This is a genomic window from Bisbaumannia pacifica (assembly GCF_007989625.1).
In the GTDB taxonomy this organism is placed as follows: Bacteria; Pseudomonadota; Gammaproteobacteria; order Pseudomonadales; family Halomonadaceae; genus Bisbaumannia; species Bisbaumannia pacifica.
In genome coordinates this window covers 26,958-51,775 of the sequence record NZ_BJUK01000010.1, presented here as the reverse complement: position 1 = coordinate 51,775, position 24,818 = coordinate 26,958, and the positions used below count along the sequence as shown (strand labels likewise).

Below are 24,818 nucleotides of genomic sequence, written 5' to 3'. Positions count from 1 at the left end.
CTTCGCCGTCAGCCTTACGCTTTCCTTATGGCTGCTAGCCTGTATGATGGAACGGCAGGTGATTTTCAGCGGAGATACCACGACGAGCGATCATTCTTTCCAAGCCAGTACGGGAGGTTCACATGAAGGTCTACAAACCTGAGTGGCGATGCACCTTTAGCGTAAACGACGGCGTGGAAGAATCAGCCAACTGGCGAACCCGCTTCGCCTGGTCATTGCGACGCTTCGCCGACCGCCTCGAAAGACGGGGCCGTACCCTCAAGATCGACTACGATGTCGCCCCCGCGGTGAGCCAGCAGGAGGTGGATACCTGCCTGGGCAAGGGCTTCGAGTTGACCCAGGGCCTACTCACCCAGCTCGCCCATCAGGCCGCCTGCGAGGCGGTGATGCGCGACGCCAAGGCGGAGCTCTTCGAGGAAGAGCCGCGCCGCTGATCCCAAGCCCCGGCCTCGTGCCGGGGCTTTGCTATTCACGGGCCGTCAGCCCGCCTCCCCGAGGCCAAGGCTACACGACCTCCCCCAACGGCACCCGGGCCAGTTGTTCGCGAAGAGCCTGCCCCGCCCGCCCCAGCCCACGCCGACGGCACCACAATAGATCGACGCCCACCAGCCAAGGCGTGAAGGGATAGGCTGCCAGGTCGAGTTCGACCAGCCGTCCGTCGGCCAGCGCCTCCGCCACCAAACGATGGGGCACCATGGCCCACCCCAGGCCCTCTCCGAGCAACGCCAGCAAGGCGGCATAGCTCTCGCAGACATAGCGTTGCGGCGAGATCACATACTCGCTGGTGGAGATCGCCTGGCCATGCGGGGCGTATACCAACTGACGATGATCCGCCAGCTCGGCGAAGCCGATGCCCTGTCGCCGTGCCAGGGGATGCTCCGGCCGGGCCACCTCCACCATGCGCAACTGCCCGATCCGCTGAAAGGCGAGATCCCGAGGATAGTTGGCCTGCACCGGCAACAACGCCAGGTCCAGGGTGCCCGCCATCAGGCACTCGGGGGCCTCCTGCATGGGCAACCGGGTCAGGCGTAACTCCACGCCGGGATACTCCCCCTGCCAGTTTCCCAGGGCGGCCCCGATGGCGGTCAGGGGAATGGCATCGTCCACCGCGATCACCAGCTCCGCCTCTACCTGCCGGGTAAAGCCAAAGGCACGCTCCTCCAGGGCCTGGGCTCGCATCAGCACCGCCCGGGCTTCCTCCAAAAGCACCTCCCCGGCCACCGTCAGACACGGCTTATGCCCCTCCCGGGAGAACAACTCGACCCCCAGATCCAGCTCCAGGTTAGCCACCGCCGTACTGACCGCCGACTGCACTTTGCCCAGGCGCCTCGCTGCCGCCGAGAAAGAACCGGCCTCGGCCACGCCGACGAAGAGTCGCAACTGCTCAAGGGTGAACTGCATGCCTCACCTATCTAAATAATCGATAGATTTTAATTTTCTCTATCTCAATAAAAATCCCATCGTAGCCCTACCAACCCCAGTTGGTCACAACAACAATGCTACGGAGGGTCGTCCCATGGAGACGAGCAGCACTTCGGTCCCCCCATCTGCCGCCATACCGGGCGGCATCACTTCCTGTCCAGCGGATGAGCGCTTTCCCCTGCCCAGGATGCTGATACTGAGCCTGCAACACCTCTGCGTGATGATTTCCGGCACCGTGGCCGTGCCCTTCATCATCGGCAGTGCCCTGGGTCTCGCGCCCCGGGAAATCGCCATGTTGATCAGCGCCGGGCTTTTCACCTGCGGTATCGCCACGGTGATCCAATCGGTGGGTTTCTGGAAATTCGGTATCCGATTGCCCCTGATGCAGGGAGTCACTTTTGCCTCGGTCACTCCCATCATCGCCATCGGTACCGACCCGATACTGGCCTCGGCGGGCCCCGCGGCGATCATGCAGGCCATCTACGGCGCCATCATCGCCGCGGGCCTCTTCGCCCTGATCGCCGCCCCCTTCGCCGCCCATCTCATTCGCCTGTTGCCACCGGTGGTGGTGGGCTCGGTGCTGGCGGTCATCGGGGTCAGCCTGATGCCGGTGGCGATCCAGCATGTGATGGGAGGCTATGTCGCCGATGCCGGGGCACCACGCTATATCGCCCTGGCCTTCGGGGTCCTGGTGGTCATCCTGCTGGTCAATCGTCTGGCCCGGGGCTTCCTGGCCAATATCGCCATCCTGGTAGGACTGGGCGTCGGGCTCCTGGCCGCGACCCTCGGCGGCATGGCGGACTTCTCCGCCGTCAACCAGGCCTCCTGGGTCGCGGTGACGCCGCCCTTCTTCTTTGGAGCCCCCAGCTTCCACCTGGTGCCCGTCCTGACCATGTGCCTGGTGGTCACCATCACCTGGGTGGAGTCGGCCGGTGGCGCCATCCTGGTGGGGGATATCGCGGGTCGCCCGGCACGCGGCCAAGACATCGGCAACCTGATCCGCGCCGATGGCATCTCGACCCTGATTGGTGGCGTGTTCAATGCCTTCCCTTACACCGCCTTCTCGGAAAACATCGCACTAATCAATATCACCGGCGTGAAGAGCCGCTGGGTGGTGGGCCTGGCCGGCCTCCTGCTGGCCTGCCTGGGACTCTTCCCCAAACTCTCGGCACTGGTGGCTTCCCTACCCAAGCCGGTGGTGGGTGGCGCCGGCCTGATGATGTTCGGCGTGATCTTCGCCGCCGGGGTCAAGACCCTCAAGGTCGTCGACTTCGACACGGATCTGCGCAATTTCCTGGTCGTCGGTCTAAGCCTTGGTGCCGCCATGATCCCCATCGCCAGCCCCGATTTCTTCCACTTCATGCCCGACTGGAGTCGCGTGGTCTTCGACTCCAGCGTGGTACTCGGCGCCAACACCGCCATCATCCTTAACCTGCTATTCAACGGCATCTCGCCCCTCGACGATCACGAGCCTTCATAGGAGTCCCACTAATGAACCAGAAGATGGATCACGCCATGATCGATGATATCTCCCGAGTCACCCGCGATATCGAACTGCTGCTGGCCGCCAACGAGGTGGCCAAGCGGGGCCGCGACGACGGCAAGCACCCCTTCGGCGCCCTGCTGGCCGGCCCGAGAGGGGAAATCCTGATGGAGCAGGAAAATGACGAGCATGAGGAGAAGGGCACCGGTCACGCCGAGGCGGCCCTGGTCCGCCGTGCGGTCAAGGCCTATCGTCCGGAGTTTCTCTGGCACTGCACCCTCTACACCACGGTGGAGCCCTGCGTGATGTGCGCCGGCTGCACCTATTGGGGAAATATCGGCCGGGTCGTGTATGGCGCCAGCGAGGCGGCCCTGCTGGCCCTGACCGGAGACCATGAGGACAACCCCACCATGAGCCTGCCCTGCCGGGAAGTCTTCGCCAAGGGCCAGAAGCCCATCGAGGTGGTAGGGCCGGTGGCTGAAGTAGAAGCAACCATCCTCGACCTGCATCGCGACTATTGGTGATACCGCCAGCAGCACGCCGCTGACCCCAGGCCCCGGCCCCGGCCGGGGCTTGGCTATTCACGGTCACCTGCCCCGGCTCCATCGCCCGTGCCCCCCTCCGGGGCACCGGATTAATTTAGTATTTTGCGGACTTCTGCGCCCAACGTCGTCCATCTTCGCCAAGGCTTGCCGCCTCTGCCTTGGCCGGTTACTATCCTCTAGCCTCCCTGGCCCTCATCGCCTCGAATGATGCGATATCCGCGACATGAGACCCCTGAGGTAATCCCATGGGACATCGACCCAAGTTTCTGCTGCTTGCCGCCCTGCTAGGGCTGCTGACGCTGGGCCCGGCTATCGCCCAGGCCCACGAAATCGCCCCCCAGCGTGGCGTCGCCTCCTTCTACAGCGACCGCTTCCAGGGCGCCACTACCGCCAGTGGTGACACCTTCGACCAGCAGGCCCTGACCGCCGCCCACCCCAGCCTGCCCTTCGGCACCCGGGTGCTTGTGACGCGCCGCGATACCGGCCAGGAGGTGGAGGTCACCATCAATGATCGCGGCCCCTTCGTGGCGGGCCGGATCATCGACCTTTCCAAGCGTGCCGCCCGCGAGCTGGGCATGCTGCGCCGTGGCACCGCTCCAGTGATGATCACCCAGGTCGACTAGGCCGGAATTGCCACCCTATAACGCCCGATGCCCGCCAACAGGCGGGCATCGGGCGTTCTCGGTCATGCAAACCGCTCACTCCACGCGTTCGCGCTTGTCCTCGGTGCGGGTCTCGAAGTCACTGGCATCATGGCGCTCGTGGAGCTGCATGGCCGGATCGCCGATGGTGCGGTTGACCATGCGCCCGCGGCGCACCGCCGGTCGCGCGTCGATCGCCTTGGCCCAGCGTTGCACATTGGCATACTCCTGCACCTGCAGGAATTCGCCGGCGTCGTATTGCCGCCCCAGCGCCAGCTGGCCATACCAGGCCCAGTTGGCGATATCGGCGATGGTGTAGTCGTCGCCGGCCAGGTAGGGCGTTTCGGTCAGGCGCCGATCCAGCACGTCCAGCAGCCGCTTGGCCTCCATGGCATAGCGGTCGATGGCGTACTCGATCTTCTCCGGCGCATAGGCGTAGAAATGCCCGAAACCGCCGCCCAGGAAGGGCGCGCTGCCCATCTGCCAGAACAGCCAATTCAGGGTCTCGGTGCGCTGCGCCAGGCCGCCCGGCAGGAATTCACCGAAGCGCTCGGCCAGATAGAGCAGGATCGCCCCCGACTCGAAGACCCGAATCGGCTTGGTGGGGCCATGGTCGACCAGCGCCGGGATCTTGGAGTTGGGGTTGATCTCGACGAAGCCGCTGCCGAACTGGTCGCCCTCGCCGATGCGGATCAGCCAGGCATCGTACTCGGCGTCCTGATAGCCCAGCGCCAGCAGCTCCTCGAGCATCACCGTGACCTTGACCCCATTGGGCGTGCCCATCGAGTAGAGCTGGAAGGGGTGCTTGCCCACCGGCAGCGCCTGGTCGTGGGTCGGCCCGGCGATCGGCCGGTTGATGCTGGCGAAGGTGCCGCCGCTGGCCTTCTCCCAGGTCCACACCTTCGGGGGTACGTATCCACTCTCTTGGCTCATCTCGCCTCCTCACGGGGAATTCCGGCCCCGCGCCGGAAAACGGCGCGGGGCGATCTTTTCAGTCTGATAAACGATAGCCTGTTAAGGTTTCCGCCGCGAGCCCATCCGCCGGCTTATCGGACCGCTAGCTGCCAGGCCCGCCTCGCCTCACGCCCGAGGCCCCTGGGCAGGACGACACGCGCGGCGCCGAGGTAATCGAGAAACTCACCGGCGGCCCGCTGCAGCGCCTCGGCCAGGCCTTCGGGCAGCCTGGCGGGATGGATCTCGGCTTCCCAGTGCCAGGCGAGGAGGGTCAAGACGCCCTGCTGGCACCGGGCATCGAAGCGGGCGACGAAGCGCTCGCCCCATAGCACCGGCAACACATAGTATCCCCAGCGGCGCTGGGCCTGGGGCTTGTAGACCTCCCAGACGTAATCGAAACCGAAGAGGCGGGCGACGCCGCCACGATCCCACATCAGCGGATCCAGCGGGGCAAGGAAGCGCACTGCCCCGCCACCGGCCGGGACGGGGGCCGCATCCAGGGCCGAGAGGGCCGCCGGCGTGGCCCAGTAGCGGGTGCCTTCCACGTCGAGCTCGATCAATTCCCCATGGGCCATGGCCCGGGCGGCGCGGCGATCCCGCTCGGCACGCGGGCAGGGCAGCATCCAGACGGCGGCGTCGGCGCTGGGGCGCAGCAGGCCGGCGGCCTGCACGCGGCGCACCACCAGCCGTTGCAGGGCCTCGTCTGGCGTGGCATCCACCTCCCTCGCCTCGCGGGGCAGCACGCGCTCGGGCAGGTCATAGGCATGGCGACCGCCCACGCGATGATGGGTCATCAGGTGTCCCGTATCCCACAACGCCTTGAGCAGATGCCGCGAACGCTTGGGACCGTACCAGCTGCCGCGCAGGGCGGGGTCGGAGCGCTGATCGCCGAGCTCGAGGCTGGTGGCGGGGCCATGGCGTGCCACCTGCTCGACTAGGGCACGGGCCTCCGGGGCATCGACGTCCACGCCGTGCTTCCGCCAGCGCCGGGCGAACCAGCGATGGAACGGCGCCTGGGCCCACCACTCTCCAGGCTGGATCAGGCTGGCCTGCTTGTCCCAGCCATCGACCAGAAGCCGCTGCTCGTAGGCCGCCCGCAGCCAGTCGCCCCGCCGGTAACCGGGCACTCGGGCCTGCAGCACCAGGTCCGGGTTGGTGCCGACCGGCGCCAGGGGGTCGAACTGAATGGTGCCTAGGCGACGGACGATAGTCGCCAACGGCGCCGGCGGGACGTGATAGCGCACCAGCAGGCGGCGGGCGTCGGCGCGAGTCAGGGTGAGGCGTTGTTGGGCGGTCATCGGTACTCCTTGTTCCGAGGCATCCCCCATCTTAGGCGAACCGTGCCGCATGCGGCATGGTTCCGCCCTCAATCCTGCCGATGGCTGCCCCCCGAATAAACGATTGGCCGCCCGATGCCGCCACTGGCTAGAGTCGCTGCCAGACGGATATCCGAATGGAGGCAGTGATTTTCATGGCAGAACCGGTACAGTCCCATCCCCTGCGAGAGCCTTCCACGGCCTCCGCGCACACTCAAGCATCGGCGGCGGGCCCGACGGCAACGCCGGCGCCGCGCACGTCGCTCCGGCCCCTTATCGGTGTGCTTGTCGCCGCCGGGAGTGTCGGCGCCCTCCTCGCCTGGCACCTGCCGATGCCGATGGCCGGGGCGGCGGCGCTGGTGATCTTGTGTATCGGCCTGTGGGCGACGGCGGCCGTGCCGGAGTATTGGCCGGCGCTGGCCTTCTTCCTGCTCGCCACCCTCTTCCAGCTGGCCCCGGCCCAGACGGTCTTCTCCGGCTTCCACTCCTCGACCTTCTGGCTGTTCTTCGGTGGGATCGTGCTGGGCATCGCCATCCGCCATACGGGCCTGGGCCAGCGCATCGCGCTACTGCTTTCCGGTCGCCTCGGCACGACCTATTCCGGGGTGATCGTCAGGGTCACGCTGGCGGGACTGGTCCTCGCCTTCCTCCTCCCCTCCTCGATGGCCCGCATCTTCCTGCTGCTGCCGCTGATCGTGGCGCTGGCCGACCGGCTCGATTATCGGCCGGGCTCGAACGGCAGGACCGGCATGCTGATCGCCGCCATATTCGGCACCTGGGCGCCCGCCTTCAGCATCCTCCCCTCCAATGCCCCCAATATGATCCTGGCCGGCATGGCGGAGAACCTCTACGGCCAACAGTTTTCGTACTGGTCCTACCTGAGCCTGCACTTCCCGGTGCTCGGCCTCTTGAAGGCCGCGGTCGTGGCCCTCCTGGTGCTGTGGATGTTCCCCGACCGCGCCCCTGCCAGGGATGCCGCCGAGGAGCGGCCCACGCCTGCCTCCATGAGCGGTGCCGAACGACGACTCCTTGCCGTGCTTCTCGGCTGCCTGCTGCTGTGGCTGAGCGATGGCCTGCACGGGGTGTCGCCGGGCTGGATCGGCCTGGGCGCGGCGCTCTACTGCCTGTGGCCGGCGTCAGGGCTGACGCCCGCGAAGTGCATCAACGAGCAGATCAACTACGCCTCGTTGTTCTTCGTGGCGGGGATCATCGGCCTGGGCGCGGTGATTGCGGCGACGGGGTTGGGCGAGGCGGCCATCGACTGGACGGGGCGTCACCTGGAGCTCTCGCCCGATCGGCCACTGGGGAACGCCTTGGCACTGACGGCGATCTCCACCCTGTTCGCCATCCTCGCCAGCCTGCCCGGGGTCCCCGCCATCATGACGCCCGCCGCGGCTGGCCTGGCCGATACCACCGGACTCTCGTTGATGGCCGTGCTGATGACCCAGGTGCTCGCCTTCTCCAACGTGCTGCTGCCCTATCAGGCGCCGCCGCTCATCGCCGCCATGCAGATGGCCAAGCTCCCCATGGCGGCGATGACCCGCTTCTGCCTGGCGCTGTTCGCGCTCAGTGCCGTGGCCTTGGTGCCCCTGGAGATGGCCTGGTGGCGGCTGCTTGGGGTACTTTGAGAGTCGAGGCGGCACGGACGAGGGAGCGGGATGGACATACACCAGATCAAGACCTTCCTGGCGGTCGCGCGCGAGGGCAGCATCACGCGGGCGTCCGAGCGCCTCTACCTCAGCCAACCGGCGGTGAGCGCGCATATCAAGGCCATGGAGGAGACGCTCGGCCTGGCCCTGTTCGAGCGCACCTCCCGCGGCATGCAGCTGACCCTCGAGGGGCAGCGCCTCCTCGTCAAGGCCGAACGAACCCTCCTCGCCCAGCGCGAACTGATCGACGAGGCGGCGCGCCTCAAGGGCTCCCTGGTGGGCAGCCTGCGTCTCGGCGCCAGCCACGTCGACGCCGGGGTCGTCGCCCGCTTTCTCACGGTGCTTGCCGAGCGCGTCCCCGAGGTGGAGGTATCGCTCAAGTACGGGACCTCGCTCGATATCCTGCGAGGCATCCGCAGCGGCGAGCTGGATGCCGGCTTCTACAACGAAGCCGACCAACCAGCGGGCGACCTGGCGACGCTCGAGGTGTCCCGTTTCGCCACCTATCTCGCCGCTCGACCGGGGCTCGTGCCGGCGTCCTCTCCCCCGGATTGGCAACGGCTCGCCGAGCTGCCCTGGATCCTGCCGACCTCCACCACCTGCTGCGGGCAGGCCGCCGAGGCCCTGTTCGCCAAGCACCGCTTTCGGCCCAAACGGATCATCGGCATCGATCGCGAAAGCGTCACCCGAACCCTGATCGCCGGAGGCGTCGGCGTGGGCCTGCTGCACGCCGATAGCGCCGCCGAGGCGCAGGCGCGTGGCGAGGTGGAACTCCTCTGCGAGGCCCAGGCCTCGGTCAGAGTACTGTTCGCCCACCTGGCGGAACCTGCCCGGGAGCCACTGTTGAGCGCCGTGCGCTCGCTACTGATCGAGCCCCCCGCACGCGACGGGCACGCGGACGGCTGCGATGCAGGAACCACCAGGCAGCACGGCAAGACTCGCTAAATCCCGGCGCTCATGCCTGGGGGCAGGGCGACATACGACACGCCCCTCCTCGTCACATGGTGCGCGAACTCATTGCCAGCTTGACGCCAAGGCCGACGAACAAGGCCCCCAGCCCACGCTCGCACCACAGGCCGACACGCGAGCTGCCGCGCAATGCCGCGGCCAGGCGGGCCCCGGCCAGCACCAGGGGCGGCTCGACGATCGCGGCGACCGCGATGATCAACAGGCCATGCAGTGCCAGCTGCAGGCTGACCGGTCCGGCTCCGGGCACGACGAACTGCGGCAGGAAGGCCAGGAAGAAGATCGCCACCTTGGGGTTGAGCAGCGAGATCAGGATCCCCTGACGATAGATATCGCGCCGACGCGGCACCGCCGCCGAGGGGGCAAGGGCGCCATCATCTGCGGAACACGCCAGCAGGGCCTGGATCCCCAGCCATACCAGATAGGCCGCGCCGACCCACTTGACGAGGGAGAAGGCCAGGGCGGAGGTCGCGAGGATCGCCGACAACCCCAAGGCCGCCAAGGCGACATGCACCACCGCCCCGCTCCATACACCGAACATGGCGGCAAAGCCACCGCCCTTACCGTGGCGCGCCGTCTGCCCAAGAATAAAGGCCATATCCGGCCCGGGGGAAAGGTTCAACAGCACCGCTGCCGTCGCGAAGGCCGTCCAGTGTGCCAGGGAATACTCGAACATCGTCTCGTCCTGAGAAGGTAAAAAGCGTCTCGCCAGACTATGGCCGCCCCGGGAGAAAGTCTATGCTTCCGAGCCCCGGGGACAACACGACGCCCCTCTTCGATCCCCTCCGTTCAGGAGACGACGGGCGCGCCTAGCATACGCCTCGCGATCGGGCGTACATACTCCCGATCACCAGTCCGAACACGACATGCGCCAGCAAGGTGGACAGGGGGGCCACCAGCCCGAAGCCCATGCCGAACAGGCCAGAGCCCGCCATGGGGAAGACCGTGACCATCACTACCAGCCAGGTGATCAGGCCAAACAGCAGGCCGCGTCGCGCGTCGCTCCGCCCCGGCAGGAAGGGCGCCAGCAGCCCGAAGAGCAGGCCCCAGGCCAGGGTCCCCACCGCGAAATGGATGGCCCAGGCCACCCACCGGCTGTCCGGCGTGCCGAGCAGGTCCTGCGCGGCCAGATTCATGATTTCGATAGGGTCGTACCAGGGAATGATGCCCGCCGACAGGCGCAGGATCATGATCATCGAGATGACCAGGGTGGCCACGAAACCGGCCAACATCCCCCTTACCAGGCGACAGCCCATGATGTCTCTCCCGGTGTAGAACTATGCCTTGCAGTATAGGTGGTTCGTTCATGGGCCAGGTCGTGCCGGCAACTAGCCAGGCCCGCGGACAGGCACGGTCGATCCTGGATGGAACGACCGATACCCTCGCCCCCGCCTGGTCAGAAGATGACTTCGAACCCATCGGCCATGTTACCTTCACCCTACCCATGCCGCCCCGCCGCCTGATGCTGCAACTCATTGGCGGTTACTTCTTCTCCAGTGGCTCGGGGCACCTGGCTTCCGGTACATCAAAAATCGGCTTCGAGATCGAGGTAGAAGCACAGTGAAGAAAATCCTGTTCATCTCGGTTGCGGCCCTGCTACTCACCGCCTAACGGCGAGCCCCCGGCACACTACCAGGAGCGCGCTAGCGCCGCCCTCGTCGAGGCACGCGAAGATATGCAGCAGCTCGAAGAAGTACTCACGATCTACGCGGAAGGACTGGAACAACACCCCAATGATCCTGCTCTGCTCAGCAACCGTGCACAGCTCCTCGCCAGCCTAGGCCGGTATGAGGAAGCCAAGAGCGACCTGGACGTGCTGCAGGAAGGGGAACTGCACGTGGAAGGAATGCTGCTGCGCTGCATGGTGCATGAGCGTCTGGAAGAAGCCACAGCAGAAACCCTGGCATGCTACGAGGAAGTGGAGAACGCCTACGCCAGCGATGCGAGCGACCACCCGGATGCTAATCACATCCTGGCGGCCCGGCTTGCAGAGTCGCCAGAAGTCGAAGCGCTTCTACGGGAATGGCGGGAAAGCGATGACCCCATGAAGAATCTCATGCTGGAAGAGATGTTGGAGATGAATCGAGAGGAACTCATTAGACAGTTACTCCCCTGAGCATTACTTATGCCACCACATGGAAAAACGGCCCAACAAGGCCCTGAGACCATGGGGTGCAGATAGTGCTTGCTCAAGGACTCCGCCGAGCGATTGTGCAAGCGAGTCAATTCATCCCACCGTAATGAACGCCGGCAGCAGAGGGCCAAGATGACCTCCCCCACCTTGGCCTTCGGTGCCTTCCCCTTCCCGGCAACAGGCCTAGATAGCTACTGCCGCTTCTCCCAAGGTCCGGAGCTAATGCCCAAAGGTCCGGAGTTCGATAGCAAAGGTCCGGAGCTAGCCTCCGGAGGTCAATGGCGAAGGTCCAGAGCCGGAGCAGTTTTTCCACCAGAATACTCAGAAGCCTTCATTAAATTTTCTGAGTCTTGAACCGCTGCCTCTCCTCACTCTCATGCCATCATCAATATGCCTGACAACCCCGTGTAGTTAAGAGGATTGGATAGTGAGGGGCTGTCGCTCACTCCCAGCCCGGCGTAGGTTTGCAAAGCGCCCGCTGATGATGAGCCCTACCCTACGGGTTGATAGACCCACTGCGTCAGCCGCACGTCCAGGGTCACGGTCAGCGACGCCAGCGCCGCCGCCCGCTCCCGGCCTTCGGCCTTGGCGCGATGGAGGTGTGGCGTCATGGCCAGCAGGTCGGCGATGGGCTCGGCGCCATCGAGCTCGATGGTGTCGCGCAGCGTCTCCCGGGCGAGGGGCGCGAAGCCTGGCGGCGGCGTGTCGTCATCGGCCCGCGGGGGCTTGAGGCTGGGGTAGATGATCTCGCGCAGCTCGCGTAGGTGGTCGGGGCCGGCATCGACCCGCAGCAGCACGCCGCCCGGCTTCAGCACGCGGGCGAACTCGGGGTAGACGGGGAAGCCGAACAGGCACAGCACGACGTCCAGGCTGTGGTCCTGCACCGGCAGGTGGGCATTGGTGCCCACCACCCAGGTGGCGGCCTGCTGTTGCTTGGCGGCGGCGAGCACCGCCCACTTGGAGATATCCACCCCCAGCAGGGCCAGCGTCCGCTCGTCACCGGCTGCCTGGGCCAGCTCGCGCAGGTAGTAGCCCTCGCCGCAGCCGGCGTCGAGGCAGCTCAGGCTGGCGCCAGCGGGGACCTGCGCCAGCACGGCCCGAGCGACGGCCTCGGCGATCGGCCGGTAGTGGCCGGCCTCGAGGAAGCGGCGACGCGCCGCGACCATCGCCTTGCTGTCACCGGGATCCCGGGAGCGCTTGTGTTGCACCGGCAGCAGGTTGACGTAGCCCTGGCGGGCGATATCGAAGCCGTGGCCGGCAGCGCAGCGCCAGGCGCCGTCGCCCTGTCGCAACGGCTCGCCGTCCAGCGGACAGGCCAGTGCCGTGAATGTGGTCGAACTCATCTTTTCCCCTTCATCAACCCAGGCTCGCCAGGCCGAACACAAAGGAACCCGCCGAGTGGCGGGTTCCAGTCGATCGGCGGCGTCATGCCACGGCGAGTGTTATTCCCACTCGATGGTCGCGGGGGGCTTGCTCGAGACGTCGTAGGTCACGCGGGAGACGCCGGCGAGCTCGTTGATGATGCGGTTGGAGACCTTCTCCAGCAGCTCGTAGGGCAGGTGGGCCCAGCGGGCGGTCATGAAGTCGATGGTCTCCACGGCGCGCAGGGCGATGACCCACTCGTAGCGGCGGCCGTCGCCGACCACGCCCACGGACTTCACCGGCAGGAAGACGGCGAAGGCCTGGCTGGTCTTGTGGTACCAGTCGGCCTTGTGCAGTTCCTCGATAAAGATGGCGTCGGCATCGCGCAGGATGTCGGCGTACTCCTTCTTCACCTCGCCGAGGATACGCACGCCCAGGCCCGGCCCCGGGAAGGGGTGGCGGTAGACCATGTCGTAGGGCAGGCCGAGCTCGACGCCGAGCTTGCGCACCTCGTCCTTGAACAGCTCGCGCAGCGGCTCGACCAGCTTGAGCTTCATGGTCTCCGGCAGGCCGCCCACGTTGTGGTGGGACTTGATGACGTGCGCCTTGCCGGTCTTGGCGGCGGCGGACTCGATGACGTCGGGGTAGATGGTGCCCTGGGCCAGGAAGTCGACGCCCTCGATCTTGGCGGCCTCGGCGTCGAAGACGTCGATAAAGGTGTTACCGATGATCTTGCGCTTGGCCTCGGGATCGGCCTCCCCCTTGAGCTTGTCGAGGAACAGCTGCTCGGCGTCGACGCGGATCACCTTGACGCCCATATGCTTGGCGAAGGTCTCCATCACCTGGTCGCCTTCGTTCTTGCGCAGCAGGCCGTTGTCGACGAACACGCAGGTCAACTGGTCGCCGATCGCCTTGTGCAGCAGGGCCGCCACCACCGAGGAGTCGACGCCGCCGGAGAGGCCCAGCAGCACGTGGCGGTCGCCCACCTGCTCGCGGACGCGAGCGATCTGGTCCTCGATGATCTGCGCCGGGGTCCAGAGGCGCTCGGCGCCACAGATCTCCAGCACGAAGTGCTCGAGGATGCGCTGGCCCTGAAGGGTGTGAGTCACCTCGGGGTGGAACTGCACCCCGTAGAACTGCTTCTCTTCCCAGGCCATGGCGGCGATGGGGCAGCTCGGGGTGGAGGCGGTGACGGTGAAGGTGTCGGGCACCTGGGCCACCTTGTCGCCGTGGCTCATCCACACATCGAGCAGGCTCTTGCCGGTGTCGTGGTCGATATGGTCGGCGATATCGCGGAACAGCGCGGTGGTCTCGTCGATGCGCACCTGGGCATAGCCGAACTCGCGCTGGTGGGAGCCTTCCACCTTGCCGCCGAGCTGCTCGGCCATGGTCTGCATGCCATAGCAGATGCCGAAGACCGGCAGGCCCATCTCGAAGACGCACTGGGGGGCCCGGGGGGAATCGAGCTCGGTGACGGACTCGGGGCCACCGGCGAGGATGATGCCGTTGGGGTTGTACTCGCGGATCTCGGCTTCGGTGATATCGAAGGCGCGGATCTCGGAGTAGACGCCGATCTCGCGGACCCGGCGGGCGATCAGCTGGGTGTACTGGGAACCGAAGTCGAGGATCAGGATCTTGTGGGCGTGAATGTCGGTCATCTGGCCTTTCCTTTGAGAAGCAACGGTACCGTAAAAGCGAAAGCTGGAAGCGGCATCTTGCCCGCTCCCAGCTTCAAGCTTCCGGCTTCAAGCTTGCAGGCTTAGCCCGCCCGGTAGTTGGGGGCTTCCTTGGTGATCTGCACGTCGTGAACGTGGGACTCGGCGAAGCCGGCACCGGTGATCTTCACGAACTCGGGCTTGGTGCGCATCTCCTGGATGGAGGTGCAGCCGGTGTAGCCCATGGAGGCGCGCAGGCCGCCCATCAGCTGGTGGACGATGGCGCTCATCACGCCCTTGTAGGGCACCCGGCCCTCGATGCCTTCCGGGACCAGCTTCTCGGCGCCGGCGTCCTTGTCCTGGAAGTAGCGGTCGGCGCTGCCCTGGCTCTGGGCCATGGCGCCCATGGAGCCCATGCCGCGGTAGGCCTTGTAGGTACGCCCCTGATAAAGCTCCACCTCGCCGGGGGCCTCCTCGGTACCGGCCAGCAGGCCGCCGATCATCACGCAGCTGGCGCCGGCGGCGACGGCCTTGGCCAGGTCGCCGGAGAAGCGTACGCCGCCGTCGGCGATCAGCGGGATGTCATAGGGCTCCAGCGCCGCGGAAACGTTGGCCACGGCGCTGATCTGCGGCACGCCCACGCCGGCGACGATGCGGGTGGTGCAGATGGAGCCCGGGCCGATGCCCACCTTGACGCCATCGGCACCCGCTTCCGCCAGCGCCTTCGCAGCTTCCGCCGTGGCGATATTGCCGCCGATCACCTGCACCTGGGGGAAATTGGCCTTGACCCAGGCGACCCGGTCGATGACGCCCTTGGAGTGGCCGTGGGCGGTATCCACCACGATGACGTCGACGCCGGCTTCCACCAGGGCGGCGACCCGATCCGGGGTCTCGGGGCCGGTGCCCACGGCGGCGCCCACCAGCAGGCGGCCGTCGCTGTCCTTGGCGGCCATCGGGTAGGTGCGTGCCTTCTCGATATCACGCACGGTGACCAGGCCCTGCAGGTGGAACTGGTCATCGACGATCAGGATCTTCTCGATGCGGCTTTCCTGCAGCTTGGCCTTGATCTCCTCCAGGGGGGTGCCCACCGGCACGGTGACCAGCTTCTCCTTGGGGGTCATGATGCCCGCCACGGTGTCGCTGTGGTCCGGCTGGAAGCGCATGTCGCGGCCGGTGACGATGCCCACCAGGGTCTCGCCCTCCACCACCGGGAAGCCGGAGTAGCCGTACTCGTCGGCCATGGCCAGCAGGTCTTCCAGCTTGGCCTTGGGGCTGACGGTGACGGGATCCTTGACGATCACGCTCTCGTGCTTCTTGACCTTGCGCACCTCGGCGGCCTGGCCGGCGATGGTCAGGTTCTTGTGGATGATGCCGATGCCACCTTCCTGCGCCATGGCGATGGCCAGGCGAGCTTCGGTGACGGTGTCCATGGCGGAGGAAACGAGGGGGATATTGAGTTCGATGTGGCGGGTCAGGCGGGACTTGAGGCTGACATCCTTGGGCAGGACCTCTGAGTAGCCGGGAACGAGTAATACGTCATCGAACGTAAGAGCTTCTTGCGCCATACGTAGCATATCGGCAACACCCAATGTTAAGCAGATGATGGGGGACGGGGCGTGGGGAAATTAATCCGCCATTATAACGCCATGAGCGGGCCCCGTCACGGGCCCCACCACGCGGGTAACAGAGCCGAACAGGACAACACAGGGAATCACTGTCGAATCGGCGTGTCTTGGCTAGGGTGAAGGGGCGTCAACCAATTCCCACTCAAGGAAAGGAGTGATTCGATGCGTAAACCGACCCTCTCCCTCGCCATTGCCACCCTGGCCGGCGGCCTGGCCCTGGGCGCCCAGGCCCAGTCGACTTACCAGCCCCAGGGGCTCTACTCCGCCGATGACATCCTCGACGCCGGCGTCTACCTGACCGCCAACCCCGGCGAGCGGGTCGGCGAGGTCGAGGATATCCTCCTCGACGAGGCGATGCAGATCACCGCCCTGGTGGTCGAGAGCGGTAGCGCTTTGGGCCTCGGCGGTCGCGAATTTATCGTCGAGTCCGGGAGTTTCACCCTGATGACCGACCTCGAGAACGACGGCGATGCCGAGCACCGGGTGATGCTCGAGGCCAGCGCCGAGGAACTCGAGGGCTACCCGACCTATAACGATGCCTGGTGGGCGCAGGCCCGGGAGCGCTCCCGGGAGGCCTGGATGCGGACCCAGGAGGGGGCCGAGAGCGCCTGGCAGGCGACCCAGGAGGGCGCCGAGCGCGCCTGGGAGACCACCCGCGAGAACGCCCGGCAAGCCTGGGAGGCGGCCCGGGATGCGGTCACCCCCGACGAGTGAGCCTTCCGGAATCGGTGCCTAGATCGACCGATGCACCGCCGGGCCCAGGTCCGGCGGTGCTGCATTTCCGCCCCCGCGACATGCTAGGCTGGGCGCCTTAGCCCGAGGAGCCCCGCCATGTCCGATACCCCCGCCCCGCTCTCCGTCAGCCAGCTCAACCGCCAGGCGCGCCTGCTGCTGGAGCGCGACTTCGGCGACTGCTGGGTGGAGGGCGAGCTCTCCGGGGTGTCGCGGCCGGCCTCGGGGCATGTCTACTTCACGCTCAAGGATGCCGAGGCGCAGCTGCGCTGCGCGCTGTTCCGCACCCGGGCGCGCTTCGTGGCGGCGCCGATGCGCGACGGCGACCGGGTCAAGGTGCGCGGCCGGCTATCGATCTTCGAGCCCCGCGGCGACTACCAGTTGATCGTCGAGGCGGTGCAGGCCAGCGGCGAGGGCGAGCTACTAGCGGCCTACCAGCGCCTCAAGACCCAGCTCGAGGCGGAAGGCGTCTTCGCCAATACCCGCCAACTGCCCTACCCGCCCCGCCACTTACTGATCCTCAGCTCGCCCAGCGGCGCGGCGATCCGCGACGTCCTGGCGGTGCTGGCGGCGCGCTGGCCCCTGGCCCGCCCCACCCTGATCCCAGTGCCGGTGCAGGGTCGCGAGGCGGCGCCCAGCCTGATTCGCGCCCTGGCCCTGCTCAATCGCCAGGCCAACCTGGACCCGGCCCGGGACGCCATCCTGATCACCCGCGGCGGCGGCAGCCTGGAAGACCTCTGGGCCTTCAACGACGAGCACCTGGCGCGGGCCATCTTCCATTCGCGGCTGCCGGTGATGTCGGCGGTGGGTCACGAGGTGGACCTGACCCTGGCCGACTTCGCCGCCGATGTCCGCGCCCCCACCCCCTCCGCCGCCGCCGAGCAACTGGTGCCGGACCAGGCCGACCTGCGTCGCCGCCTAGGACAATGGGACGCCCGCCTGGTGCGCGCCCAGCGCGCCCGCCTCGACCGTGAGAGCCAGCGCCTCGACCACCTGCGCGCCCGGCTGCGCCACCCCGGCGAGCGACTGGCGACCCAGCGCCAGGCCCTCGAGCAGCTACGCGCGCGGCTGCACCGCGCCATGCAGCGGCGCCTGGAGCACGAACGCCATCGCGAGGGACAGCTGGCGCGGCGCCTGGCCGCCCATCCGCCCCATCGCCAGCTACGCCAGGCCCGCGAGCGCCTGGAGGCCGCCCGGCGCCGCCTGGGCACGGCCATGCCCCGGGAGCTGGCCCGGCATCGCGAACGCTTCGGCGGGGTGGTGCGGGAGCTGCAGGCGGTGAGCCCGCTGGCGGTGCTGGGGCGCGGCTATGCGATCCTCGAGGACGAGGCTCACCGGGTGGTGCGCCGCGCCGCGGAGACCCGCCCCGGGCAGCGGCTCGGTGCCCGCCTCGGCGAGGGGCGCCTCGACCTGGAGGTCACCGCGGTGCATCAGGACGCAGGGCCCGCATCGCGCTGAGGCTACGAGCCTGCCGCCGAACCTCCCGGTTATGCTAGGGTCTAGTGGGTCGTGTCCCACCCGCTACCGGCGGCTGACCCGCCGGCTCGCATCCATTCCGCTAGAAGGAGCTACACCATGTCACTGCGTATCAATGATGTCGTCCCCGATTTCGAGGCACAGACCAGCCAGGGGCCGATCCGCTTCCACGAATGGATCGGTGACAGCTGGGCCATCCTCTTCTCCCACCCCAAGGACTTCACGCCGGTGTGCACCACCGAGTTCGGTGCCGTGGCCCAGCTCGACGAGGAGTGGAAGAAGCGTAACACCAAGGTGATCGGCGTCTCCGTGGATGGGGTCGAGGAGCACAAGGGCTGGATCGGTGATATCGAACAGTATGCCGAGTGCCCGGTGGGCTTCCCGATCATCGCCGACGATGACCTCAAGGTCGCCAAGCTGTTCGATATGCTGCCCGCCGAGGCTTACCTGCCCGACGGCCGTACCCCGGCCGACAGCGCCACCGTGCGCACCGTCTATATCATCGGCCCGGACAAGCAGCTCAAGCTCTCCATGACCTACCCGATGACCGTGGGCCGCAACTTCGCCGAGGTGCTGCGCGCCTTGGATGCCCTCCAGACCACCGCCAGCAAGGGCGTGGCCACGCCGGTCAACTGGACCGTCGGCGAGGACGTGATCATTCCGCCCACCGTCTCCGATGCCGATGCCAAGGCAAAATTCGGCGAGTTCGAGACCATCTTCCCCTACCTGCGCAAGACCAAGCTGCCCAAGTAAGGCTTGGCGACGCCCCCGCCACTCGGCGGGGGCTCCTCCTCATTATCCCGGCTTGAAACGCCCCGGCTCCAGGTCGTGGCGCCCCAGCAGCTTGTAGAAGTCGGTGCGATTGCGCCCGGCGATACGCGCCGCCTGGGTGACGTTGCCCTCGGTGATCTTCAATACCTTGATCAGATAGCTGCGCTCGAAACCGGCGCGGGCATCGTTGAAGGTGGGCAGGCCATTCTCCTCGGCGGCCAGCGCCTGGGAGACCAGCGCCTCGGGGATGATCGGTGCGCTGCTCAGGGCCACGCACTGCTCCACCACATTGACCAGTTGGCGGACATTCCCCGGCCAGGCGCAGGAGGCCAGCAGGTTGAGGGCCTCCGGCGAGAAGCCCTTGACGAGGGTCTTGTGACGGGAGGCCACCTTGGCCACCAGGTGCTTGGCCAGCAGCGGCACGTCCTCGGCGCGTTCCTTGAGGGCCGGCAGCTTGAGGTTGACCACATTGAGGCGGTAGTAGAGGTCCTCGCGGAAGTCGCCGTCGGCCATGGCACGACTCAGGTCGCGGTGGGTGGCGGAGATGATCCGCACGTCGATGGGCAGCGAGACGGTGGAGCCCAGGGGCCGCACCTGGCGCTCCTGGAGGGCGCGCAGCAGCTTGACCTGCAACGGCAACGGCATGTCGCCGATCTCGTCGAGGAAGAGGGTGCCGCCATCGGCGGCCTGGAAGAGGCCCTGATGCTGGCTGACCGCGCCGGTAAAGGCACCCTTGGCATGTCCGAACAACTCGCTCTCCAGCAGCTGCTCCGGCAGGGCACCGCAGTTGATCGCCACGAACGGCTTGTCGGCCCGCGGGCTGGCCTTGTGAATGGCACTGGCCAGCAGCTCCTTGCCGGAGCCGGAGGGGCCGGTGACCAGCACGCTGACGTCCGAGGCGGCGACCATCTGCGCCTGTTCGAGGATGCGTTCCATCTCCGGGCTACGGGTGATGATCTCGGCCCGCCAGCCCTGCTCGCCCTCGCCCCCCCGCGGGGTCTGGGCCAGGGCCTCGTCGATGGCGGCGAACAGCTCGTCGCGGTTGACCGGCTTGGTCAGGAAGCTGAAGACCCCCTGACGGGTGGCGCTCACCGCCTCGGGGATCGAGCCATGGGCGGTGAGGATGATCACCGGCAGGCCGGGCAAGCGCCGCTGCAGCTCCTGGAACAGCGCCAGGCCGTCCATGCCATCCATGCGCAGGTCGGAAAGCACCAGATCGGGACGCGCGACCTCGACCCGCTCCAGGGCCTCGCGGCCGCTGGCCGCCGTGGTGACCCGAAACCCATGACTCTCCAGGCGCATGCCCAGAAGCTTCAGCAGGCTGGCGTCGTCATCTACCAGCAGGATATGCGCGGCTTGCTTCACTCTTCGACTCCGGTCTCCGTCATGGCGACGGCTGACGTAGGTTGATGCTCTGCTCGATGGCGGTCAGCGCCTCGAGCTTCTCTTCCAGTTCCAGGCGCTCCGCCTCCAGGGCCTGGCGCTGGTGCTCGCTGCGCGCCAGCCGGCCGGCCAGGGCGCGGCGCCCCTCCAGATCGTTGCGCCAGTAGCGCAGCAGCGGCTGCAATGCCTCCGGTGCCTCGCCGATCAGCGCATCGTCCAGCAGCCCGGCGGCGGCGTCCCACTGACGCTCGCTGCCCCAGGCCAGCAGGGCGGCCCGGGCCAGCCGCGAGCGCTCGTCCTCGCCGTCGAGGCGCGCCAGCAGGGTCTCGCGCCACTGGCGCTCGCCGCGCTGGGAGGCCAGGCCGAAGGCCACCCAGGCATCCAGCAGGCAGGCATTCTCCTCCACCAGCAGGGGGATCTCCCGCTCACAGGCCGGGTTCACGGCGGCGGGCTCGGGCCCCGGGGCTTGCGGCAGCCGGGGTACCCACTGACAGCCCCCCAGCAGGGCGATACCCGCCAGGGCAGCGACGATACGATGCGTCATGACTCAACGGCTCCTTGCGTGCGCCTGCGCCTCCGGGTCCTTCGGTGCAGGGATATTTTTCTGTTCCGGCTCGGGGAGCGGACCCGGCTGCCAGGGCAGGGTCAGGCGGAAACACACCGGTAGCAGGTCGTCGGTGACCAGCTCCAGGCGACCCTGCTGCATGCGCGCGCAGTCGGCGGCCACCGAGAGCCCGATGCCGGAACCCTTGAGGGCCCCCTTGCGTCGCGCCCGTCCCTGATAAAAGGGTTCGAAGAGGCGGCCCCGATCCCCCTCGTCGATCGCCTCGCCGCTGTTGGCCACCTCGATGACCAGGGTGGCGCCCTCGCGACGCTGGCGAATCTCCAGGCTGCCGTTATCCTCCCCATAGGCGATGGCGTTGGACAACAGGTTGTCGAGAATGCGCCCGGTCGCGGTGCGATCGGCACACCACTCCAGGGGGCGCTCGGGAGAGGTCACCCGCATGCCCTTGTGAGTCAGGGCCAGCCGGTGCTTGGCCAGCAGCTCCCCGATCAGCACGCTCATGTCGAAGCGCCGGATATCCACCTCGCGGTGATGCTGCAGCAGGTTGTAGTCGAGTAACTGCTCGATCAAGCGCTGCAGCTCGTCGCCGCTGGCATCGATCAGCTCGAGGATCTCCCGCTGGCGCGGGTCGAGGCGCCCGGCCACCCCGTCGCAGAGCAACGCCGTGCCCTCACGCACGCTGGCCAAGGGCGTCTTGAGCTCATGGGACATATGGCGCAGGAACTGCTGCTTCTGGGCCTCGACCTCGCCCAGGCGCTCCGAGAGCCAGTCGAGGCGTTCGCCGAGGCGCACCAGCTCCGCCGGCCCCTGGATGCAGTGCGCCACCGGGGCGGTGCGACTGGTGCCGCCGATCCCCTGGATACGCCGCTCGAGTTGCCGGATGGGTCGAATGATCAGCCAGGTGAAGAGCAGCATCAGCGCCAGGCTGGCGGATACCAGGGCCAGGGTCTGCAGCCAGAGCCTGGCCTGGACCTGGCCGGCACGTCCGCGGATCGCCTCGATGCGCTCGTCGATGCGGCGATTGGTGGCCCGGCGGACCGCTTCGGCGTGCTCGGCCAGGGCGGCGAAGAGCTCCAGGCGCTCCCCCACCTGAGACGCCGACAGCTCCGGCAGTTCGCGCAGCGCCTCGAGCAGCGGGCCGAGCGCCAGGACATCGGGGTTCTCCGGCAACAGGCGCCGCTGGTCGCGCAGCAGCGACTCGAACTCGGCATGCCGCTCGATAAACAGCGTCATCAGGCCGGGCTCCTCCACCACCGCATACTGGCGGGCGCTACGCTCCATCTCCAGCGACAGGGAAGTGAGGGCCCGGGCGCGCCGGGTCTCCTCCACCGCCTGACGAGCGCCGGCATCGGCCAGGCGAGTCAATTCGGCCAGCGCCTGACCGGCCTGGAACATCAGGATCCCCAGCGGCAGCATCACCACCAGGAAAGCGAGCAGTACCAGCTGCAACAGGGAACGTGGGCGCCAGCGGCGCGACACCTGCGTGGTCATGGCCAGGGTTCTATGCCGGAGTAAGGTCGTTGCCATGCATCATACTCACGAGAATACCAGAGATACCGCCAGGGCCAGGGAGCGCCCATAAAAAAAGAGGGCCGGCAGAGCCGGCCCAAGGTACGCAGGGAACTGAAGTGACGGCGTATCGATCGAAACCGCCGCTGGGCCAGGGGCCCGAAGCCGGACAGCCACGCCTCTCGTGGGCCAGCCGGACTTCCTGAATAAACCGCCAGAGGGGCGACTTATCGAGAAACTTTCCCCGTATCGGGGCAGTGCTCGCGGACATCCGTCCCGCTTGCCCTACCTATTGCCAAAGCCGTGCCAACTAAAAAGAAAATCCAACAAAAACAATAATTTATAAACAACACTCAGCGAACCACCACCTCCGCCGACGAGGACCCGCCGTTTTCGAGCCCTATTTTGTCTCCTTATGGAGACGCCTTTTCGAGGCAAAAGAAAATATTCTTTATAAACAATATGTTGCTTAGTATGCATTTGGCGACACCAGGAAGTCCGGCGTGGTAAATCGCCGACAGCCCTCCTTTACCCCCTGCCCAGCAAAAAAAATGGGCCGACAGGGTCGGCCCGAGGTACGCAGGGAACTAAAGGGGACGAGCGTCGTTACCTTGCCGCCTGGCCGGGGGCATCGCCACTCGCAGGGCCCGAGGCCCGGAAGCCATGTCGTGGTTCATCGCCTGCCAGGGGCTATCACGACGGGAGCAGTTGCCCGGCTTCATTCCGCAGGACGGGAAGGCCTTCGCCTGCCCGTCGAAAATCGATCCCCCGCAGGGGATGAGGCATCCTTGCCAGGGCCTCCTTGCCCGTTAACGGTACCCTTCCTTGCCTGACGGCGGCACCGGTCTCATCGCAACCTGAGTGTCACATCGCATGGAGCAGGCGCTGGCCCCGGGTAGGGCGAGCGGCACAGGGAGCGAAGTGCTCGCCCGACTCGGGACCGAAGGAGATGAGCCGTAACAATCTCCTCCTCGCTGCTCACCCTGACTATAGCGACACTCGTGCCACTTTTTTAAAATCACTTAAAAATCAACTATTTATAAATATTTCGTACGAGGGGGAGACGGGAACGGGGGCGGACGCCCCCGGGAAAGGCGGGAAGAACGTCGCGATTCTCCGACGTTTTTGCAAAGAATCTCAATTAATTCTTTAAAATCAGATGGTTAATATATTCTTTTCTGCGACACCTGGCCCGAAGCGGGCCCCGGGCGGCGACACGCACCCTCCGGGGCCATCGCTCAGAGGGCCTTGATCAGCACCTTCGACTTGCGTGCCTGGTTATAAGCCTCGCGCTTCATGGGCGGCAGATCCGCCACCGAGGCGAGCTGGAAGCCGTGCTCGAAGAACCAGTGGGCGGTATGGGTGGTCAACGCGAACAACGCCGTCAGCCCCAGGCGACGGGCGCGACGCTCCACCTCGGCCAGCAACAGCTCCCCCCGGGCACCACCGCGGTAGTCACCATGCACCGCCACGCAGGCCAGCTCGCCCATCTCGGCATCGCCGAAGCAGTGCAGGGCGGCACAGCCGATCACCATGCCATCGCGATCAATCAGCACATAGTCGTCGATCTCGTGCTCCAGGCGCTCCCGGGAGCGAGCCACCAGCATACCGCGGCGCTCCAGGGGCTCCAGCAGTTCCAGCAGTCCCCCGACGTCGGCCAGCTCGGCGGCACGCAGCTGCTCGTAGCGGTGCTGGGTGATCATGGTGCCCACCCCGTCGCGGGTGAACAGCTCCCCCAGCAGGGCGTCATGATCGAGCCAGGAGAGCAGGTGGGTACGGGCCACGCCGTGGCGGGCCGCGCCGCAGGCGGCCCCCAGGTGGCGAGCCAGCTCGCTGCCGGGAGCGGCGCGCTCCATCAGCGGCGTCGCCTCGGCGGGGGTCAGCTGGCGCTGCAGCTGGCCGCTGGCATCGTGTAGCCCCGCCGCCTCCCCCAGCAGGATCAGCTTGTCGGCGCCCAGCGCCACCGCCGCCTGCTGCGCGACCTCGGCGGCATCCAGGTCGAACACCTCACCGGTACTCGAGAAGCCCAGGGGCGGCAGGACCACCAGGGAGCCCTGATCGAGCAGGCCCTGAATCGCCGTGGCGCGAACGCGCCGCACCTCGCCGCTGCGGTCGTAGTCGATGCCCTCGCGCACGCCCAGGGGCTTGGCCATCACCAGGTTGCCGGAGACGGCGGTCAATTCCACCCCATGCAGGGGCGTATTGGGCAGGCCCACGGAGAGGCGCGCCTCCAGCCATAGCCGCTGCTCGGCGGCGATGCGTTCGACCCGAGCCATGATGGTATCGTCGGCGACCCAGCGTCCTTCGTGGCGATAGGGGGTAATGCCATCGTCGCGCAGCGCCTGTCGCACCTGGGGGCGAATGCCGTAGACCACCACCAGGCGCACGCCCAGGGTATGCAGCAGGGCCAGGTCCTGGATCAGTTGCTCGCCTCGGCCCTCGGCCATGGCCTCGCCCTCGATCAGGATGACGAAGGTTCGGCCGCGGTGGGCATTGATATAGGGGGACGAGTTACGGAACCAGTCGACGAAGGGAAAGCGCTTATTCAAGGGCCGCACTCCGGCAGCAGGTGAACGGATAAAGTGAGCTTCGACTATAGCAAGCCATGCAAAACGGCGGCACCCTTGGGC

The 24,818-nt window shown here is 66.7% G+C and carries 23 protein-coding genes; 11 read left to right on the top strand and 12 right to left on the bottom strand.

All coding sequences use genetic code 11. The features are described 5' to 3' along the window. Positions 1–122 precede the first annotated feature (122 nt). A complete protein-coding gene (locus tag HPA02_RS06055) occupies positions 123–434 on the top strand; it encodes a hypothetical protein (protein ID WP_146802195.1) in 312 nt (103 codons plus the stop codon). Positions 435–504: 70 nt separating this feature from the next. Here HPA02_RS06055 and HPA02_RS06050 read toward each other — a convergent pair whose 3' ends face one another. Further along, positions 505–1,401, bottom strand: coding sequence for a LysR family transcriptional regulator (locus tag HPA02_RS06050; protein ID WP_146802194.1), 897 nt, complete (start codon positions 1,399–1,401; stop codon positions 505–507). Positions 1,402–1,516: 115 nt separating this feature from the next. Between HPA02_RS06050 and HPA02_RS06045 the strand changes: the two genes are divergently transcribed. The 3 genes from HPA02_RS06045 (at position 1,517) to HPA02_RS06035 (ending at position 4,073) form a co-directional block, all read left to right on the top strand. Then, entirely contained in the window at positions 1,517–2,902 is a 1,386-nt protein-coding gene (locus HPA02_RS06045) for a solute carrier family 23 protein (protein WP_146802193.1), read from the top strand. Positions 2,903–2,913: 11 nt separating this feature from the next. After that, positions 2,914–3,429, top strand: a complete 516-nt coding sequence (locus HPA02_RS06040; RefSeq protein ID WP_232340990.1) for a nucleoside deaminase — start codon at positions 2,914–2,916, stop codon at positions 3,427–3,429. Between the two features lie 266 nt (positions 3,430–3,695). Beyond that, the gene (locus HPA02_RS06035; protein ID WP_146802192.1) at positions 3,696–4,073 is read left to right on the top strand and encodes a septal ring lytic transglycosylase RlpA family protein; all 378 of its coding nucleotides are present in this window, start codon (positions 3,696–3,698) and stop codon (positions 4,071–4,073) included. Between the two features lie 75 nt (positions 4,074–4,148). Here the strand turns inward: HPA02_RS06035 and yghU are convergent, their stop codons facing one another. Both yghU and HPA02_RS06025 read right to left on the bottom strand, forming a co-directional pair. Next, positions 4,149–5,024 carry a glutathione-dependent disulfide-bond oxidoreductase gene (yghU, locus tag HPA02_RS06030; protein ID WP_146802191.1) on the bottom strand — a complete coding sequence of 292 codons (876 nt, stop codon included), beginning with the start codon at positions 5,022–5,024 and terminating at the stop codon, positions 4,149–4,151. A 113-nt stretch (positions 5,025–5,137) separates the two neighbouring features. Then, the gene (locus tag HPA02_RS06025; protein WP_186809939.1) at positions 5,138–6,343 is read right to left on the bottom strand and encodes a DNA glycosylase AlkZ-like family protein; all 1,206 of its coding nucleotides are present in this window, start codon (positions 6,341–6,343) and stop codon (positions 5,138–5,140) included. A 350-nt stretch (positions 6,344–6,693) separates the two neighbouring features. On the opposite strand from HPA02_RS06025, the gene HPA02_RS06020 reads away from it, so the two are divergent. Both HPA02_RS06020 and HPA02_RS06015 read left to right on the top strand, forming a co-directional pair. Continuing rightward, complete coding sequence (locus HPA02_RS06020; RefSeq protein ID WP_222593978.1) at positions 6,694–7,989, top strand: SLC13 family permease; 1,296 nt, start codon at positions 6,694–6,696, stop codon at positions 7,987–7,989. A 30-nt stretch (positions 7,990–8,019) separates the two neighbouring features. Then, positions 8,020–8,955 (top strand): LysR family transcriptional regulator, encoded by a 936-nt coding sequence (locus tag HPA02_RS06015; protein ID WP_146802188.1) that lies wholly within the window; start codon positions 8,020–8,022, stop codon positions 8,953–8,955. 52 nt (positions 8,956–9,007) lie between these two features. On the opposite strand, the gene HPA02_RS06010 is transcribed toward HPA02_RS06015, so the two are convergent. Both HPA02_RS06010 and HPA02_RS06005 read right to left on the bottom strand, forming a co-directional pair. Then, positions 9,008–9,652: a LysE family translocator gene (locus HPA02_RS06010; RefSeq protein WP_146802187.1), complete on the bottom strand. Its 645-nt coding sequence runs from the start codon at positions 9,650–9,652 to the stop codon at positions 9,008–9,010. A gap of 133 nt (positions 9,653–9,785) precedes the next feature. Beyond that, positions 9,786–10,232 carry a DUF6789 family protein gene (locus HPA02_RS06005; protein ID WP_146802186.1) on the bottom strand — a complete coding sequence of 149 codons (447 nt, stop codon included), beginning with the start codon at positions 10,230–10,232 and terminating at the stop codon, positions 9,786–9,788. 50 nt (positions 10,233–10,282) lie between these two features. On the opposite strand from HPA02_RS06005, the gene HPA02_RS06000 reads away from it, so the two are divergent. Both HPA02_RS06000 and HPA02_RS05995 read left to right on the top strand, forming a co-directional pair. Further along, positions 10,283–10,540: a hypothetical protein gene (locus tag HPA02_RS06000; RefSeq protein ID WP_146802185.1), complete on the top strand. Its 258-nt coding sequence runs from the start codon at positions 10,283–10,285 to the stop codon at positions 10,538–10,540. A 111-nt stretch (positions 10,541–10,651) separates the two neighbouring features. Further along, a complete protein-coding gene (locus HPA02_RS05995; RefSeq protein WP_146802184.1) occupies positions 10,652–11,092 on the top strand; it encodes a tetratricopeptide repeat protein in 441 nt (146 codons plus the stop codon). A gap of 509 nt (positions 11,093–11,601) precedes the next feature. Here HPA02_RS05995 and HPA02_RS05990 read toward each other — a convergent pair. From HPA02_RS05990 to guaB, 3 genes are all read right to left on the bottom strand, one after another. Next, positions 11,602–12,453, bottom strand: a complete 852-nt coding sequence (locus tag HPA02_RS05990; protein ID WP_146802183.1) for a putative RNA methyltransferase — start codon at positions 12,451–12,453, stop codon at positions 11,602–11,604. Positions 12,454–12,552: 99 nt separating this feature from the next. Next, positions 12,553–14,130: a glutamine-hydrolyzing GMP synthase gene (gene guaA, locus HPA02_RS05985; RefSeq protein ID WP_146802182.1), complete on the bottom strand. Its 1,578-nt coding sequence runs from the start codon at positions 14,128–14,130 to the stop codon at positions 12,553–12,555. A 101-nt stretch (positions 14,131–14,231) separates the two neighbouring features. Next, on the bottom strand, positions 14,232–15,701 hold the full coding sequence (guaB, locus tag HPA02_RS05980) for an IMP dehydrogenase (RefSeq protein WP_146802181.1): 1,470 nt from the start codon (positions 15,699–15,701) through the stop codon (positions 14,232–14,234). Between the two features lie 213 nt (positions 15,702–15,914). On the opposite strand from guaB, the gene HPA02_RS05975 reads away from it, so the two are divergent. The 3 genes from HPA02_RS05975 to HPA02_RS05965 all read left to right on the top strand — a co-directional run bounded on the left by HPA02_RS05975 (position 15,915) and on the right by HPA02_RS05965 (position 18,713). Then, the gene (locus HPA02_RS05975) at positions 15,915–16,466 is read left to right on the top strand and encodes a PRC-barrel domain-containing protein (RefSeq protein ID WP_146802180.1); all 552 of its coding nucleotides are present in this window, start codon (positions 15,915–15,917) and stop codon (positions 16,464–16,466) included. A 117-nt stretch (positions 16,467–16,583) separates the two neighbouring features. Beyond that, on the top strand, positions 16,584–17,942 hold the full coding sequence (gene xseA / locus HPA02_RS05970; RefSeq protein WP_146802179.1) for an exodeoxyribonuclease VII large subunit: 1,359 nt from the start codon (positions 16,584–16,586) through the stop codon (positions 17,940–17,942). 117 nt (positions 17,943–18,059) lie between these two features. Then, positions 18,060–18,713 (top strand): peroxiredoxin, encoded by a 654-nt coding sequence (locus HPA02_RS05965; RefSeq protein ID WP_146802178.1) that lies wholly within the window; start codon positions 18,060–18,062, stop codon positions 18,711–18,713. A gap of 42 nt (positions 18,714–18,755) precedes the next feature. Here the strand turns inward: HPA02_RS05965 and HPA02_RS05960 are convergent, their stop codons facing one another. The 4 genes from HPA02_RS05960 to argA all read right to left on the bottom strand — a co-directional run bounded on the left by HPA02_RS05960 (position 18,756) and on the right by argA (position 24,737). Further along, positions 18,756–20,033 carry a sigma 54-interacting transcriptional regulator gene (locus HPA02_RS05960; RefSeq protein WP_232341003.1) on the bottom strand — a complete coding sequence of 426 codons (1,278 nt, stop codon included), beginning with the start codon at positions 20,031–20,033 and terminating at the stop codon, positions 18,756–18,758. 82 nt (positions 20,034–20,115) lie between these two features. Continuing rightward, positions 20,116–20,658 carry a hypothetical protein gene (locus HPA02_RS05955; RefSeq protein ID WP_146802176.1) on the bottom strand — a complete coding sequence of 181 codons (543 nt, stop codon included), beginning with the start codon at positions 20,656–20,658 and terminating at the stop codon, positions 20,116–20,118. Between the two features lie 3 nt (positions 20,659–20,661). Beyond that, entirely contained in the window at positions 20,662–22,170 is a 1,509-nt protein-coding gene (locus HPA02_RS05950) for a sensor histidine kinase (RefSeq protein ID WP_146802175.1), read from the bottom strand. 1,256 nt (positions 22,171–23,426) lie between these two features. After that, positions 23,427–24,737 (bottom strand): amino-acid N-acetyltransferase, encoded by a 1,311-nt coding sequence (gene argA / locus HPA02_RS05945; RefSeq protein ID WP_146802174.1) that lies wholly within the window; start codon positions 24,735–24,737, stop codon positions 23,427–23,429. Between the last annotated feature and the right edge of the window lie 81 nt (positions 24,738–24,818).

Excerpts from the sequence above, each read along its gene's own strand:
- HPA02_RS05990 (WP_146802183.1), bottom strand. The coding sequence starts at position 12,453 with ATGAGTTCGACCACATTCACGGCACTGGCCTGTCCGCTGGACGGCGAG.
- guaB (WP_146802181.1), bottom strand. The coding sequence starts at position 15,701 with ATGCTACGTATGGCGCAAGAAGCTCTTACGTTCGATGACGTATTACTC.
- HPA02_RS06045 (WP_146802193.1), top strand. The coding sequence starts at position 1,517 with ATGGAGACGAGCAGCACTTCGGTCCCCCCATCTGCCGCCATACCGGGC.
- HPA02_RS05965 (WP_146802178.1), top strand. The coding sequence starts at position 18,060 with ATGTCACTGCGTATCAATGATGTCGTCCCCGATTTCGAGGCACAGACC.
- HPA02_RS06025 (WP_186809939.1), bottom strand. The coding sequence starts at position 6,343 with ATGACCGCCCAACAACGCCTCACCCTGACTCGCGCCGACGCCCGCCGC.
- xseA (WP_146802179.1), top strand. The coding sequence starts at position 16,584 with ATGTCCGATACCCCCGCCCCGCTCTCCGTCAGCCAGCTCAACCGCCAG.
- guaA (WP_146802182.1), bottom strand. The coding sequence starts at position 14,130 with ATGACCGACATTCACGCCCACAAGATCCTGATCCTCGACTTCGGTTCC.
- HPA02_RS06010 (WP_146802187.1), bottom strand. The coding sequence starts at position 9,652 with ATGTTCGAGTATTCCCTGGCACACTGGACGGCCTTCGCGACGGCAGCG.
- HPA02_RS06000 (WP_146802185.1), top strand. The coding sequence starts at position 10,283 with ATGGGCCAGGTCGTGCCGGCAACTAGCCAGGCCCGCGGACAGGCACGG.
- HPA02_RS06050 (WP_146802194.1), bottom strand. The coding sequence starts at position 1,401 with ATGCAGTTCACCCTTGAGCAGTTGCGACTCTTCGTCGGCGTGGCCGAG.
- yghU (WP_146802191.1), bottom strand. The coding sequence starts at position 5,024 with ATGAGCCAAGAGAGTGGATACGTACCCCCGAAGGTGTGGACCTGGGAG.
- HPA02_RS05950 (WP_146802175.1), bottom strand. The coding sequence starts at position 22,170 with ATGACCACGCAGGTGTCGCGCCGCTGGCGCCCACGTTCCCTGTTGCAG.
- HPA02_RS06015 (WP_146802188.1), top strand. The coding sequence starts at position 8,020 with ATGGACATACACCAGATCAAGACCTTCCTGGCGGTCGCGCGCGAGGGC.
- HPA02_RS05995 (WP_146802184.1), top strand. The coding sequence starts at position 10,652 with ATGCAGCAGCTCGAAGAAGTACTCACGATCTACGCGGAAGGACTGGAA.
- HPA02_RS06020 (WP_222593978.1), top strand. The coding sequence starts at position 6,694 with ATGCCGATGGCCGGGGCGGCGGCGCTGGTGATCTTGTGTATCGGCCTG.
- HPA02_RS06040 (WP_232340990.1), top strand. The coding sequence starts at position 2,914 with ATGAACCAGAAGATGGATCACGCCATGATCGATGATATCTCCCGAGTC.
- HPA02_RS05955 (WP_146802176.1), bottom strand. The coding sequence starts at position 20,658 with ATGACGCATCGTATCGTCGCTGCCCTGGCGGGTATCGCCCTGCTGGGG.
- HPA02_RS05960 (WP_232341003.1), bottom strand. The coding sequence starts at position 20,033 with ATGCGCCTGGAGAGTCATGGGTTTCGGGTCACCACGGCGGCCAGCGGC.
- HPA02_RS05975 (WP_146802180.1), top strand. The coding sequence starts at position 15,915 with ATGCGTAAACCGACCCTCTCCCTCGCCATTGCCACCCTGGCCGGCGGC.
- HPA02_RS06055 (WP_146802195.1), top strand. The coding sequence starts at position 123 with ATGAAGGTCTACAAACCTGAGTGGCGATGCACCTTTAGCGTAAACGAC.
- HPA02_RS06005 (WP_146802186.1), bottom strand. The coding sequence starts at position 10,232 with ATGGGCTGTCGCCTGGTAAGGGGGATGTTGGCCGGTTTCGTGGCCACC.
- HPA02_RS06035 (WP_146802192.1), top strand. The coding sequence starts at position 3,696 with ATGGGACATCGACCCAAGTTTCTGCTGCTTGCCGCCCTGCTAGGGCTG.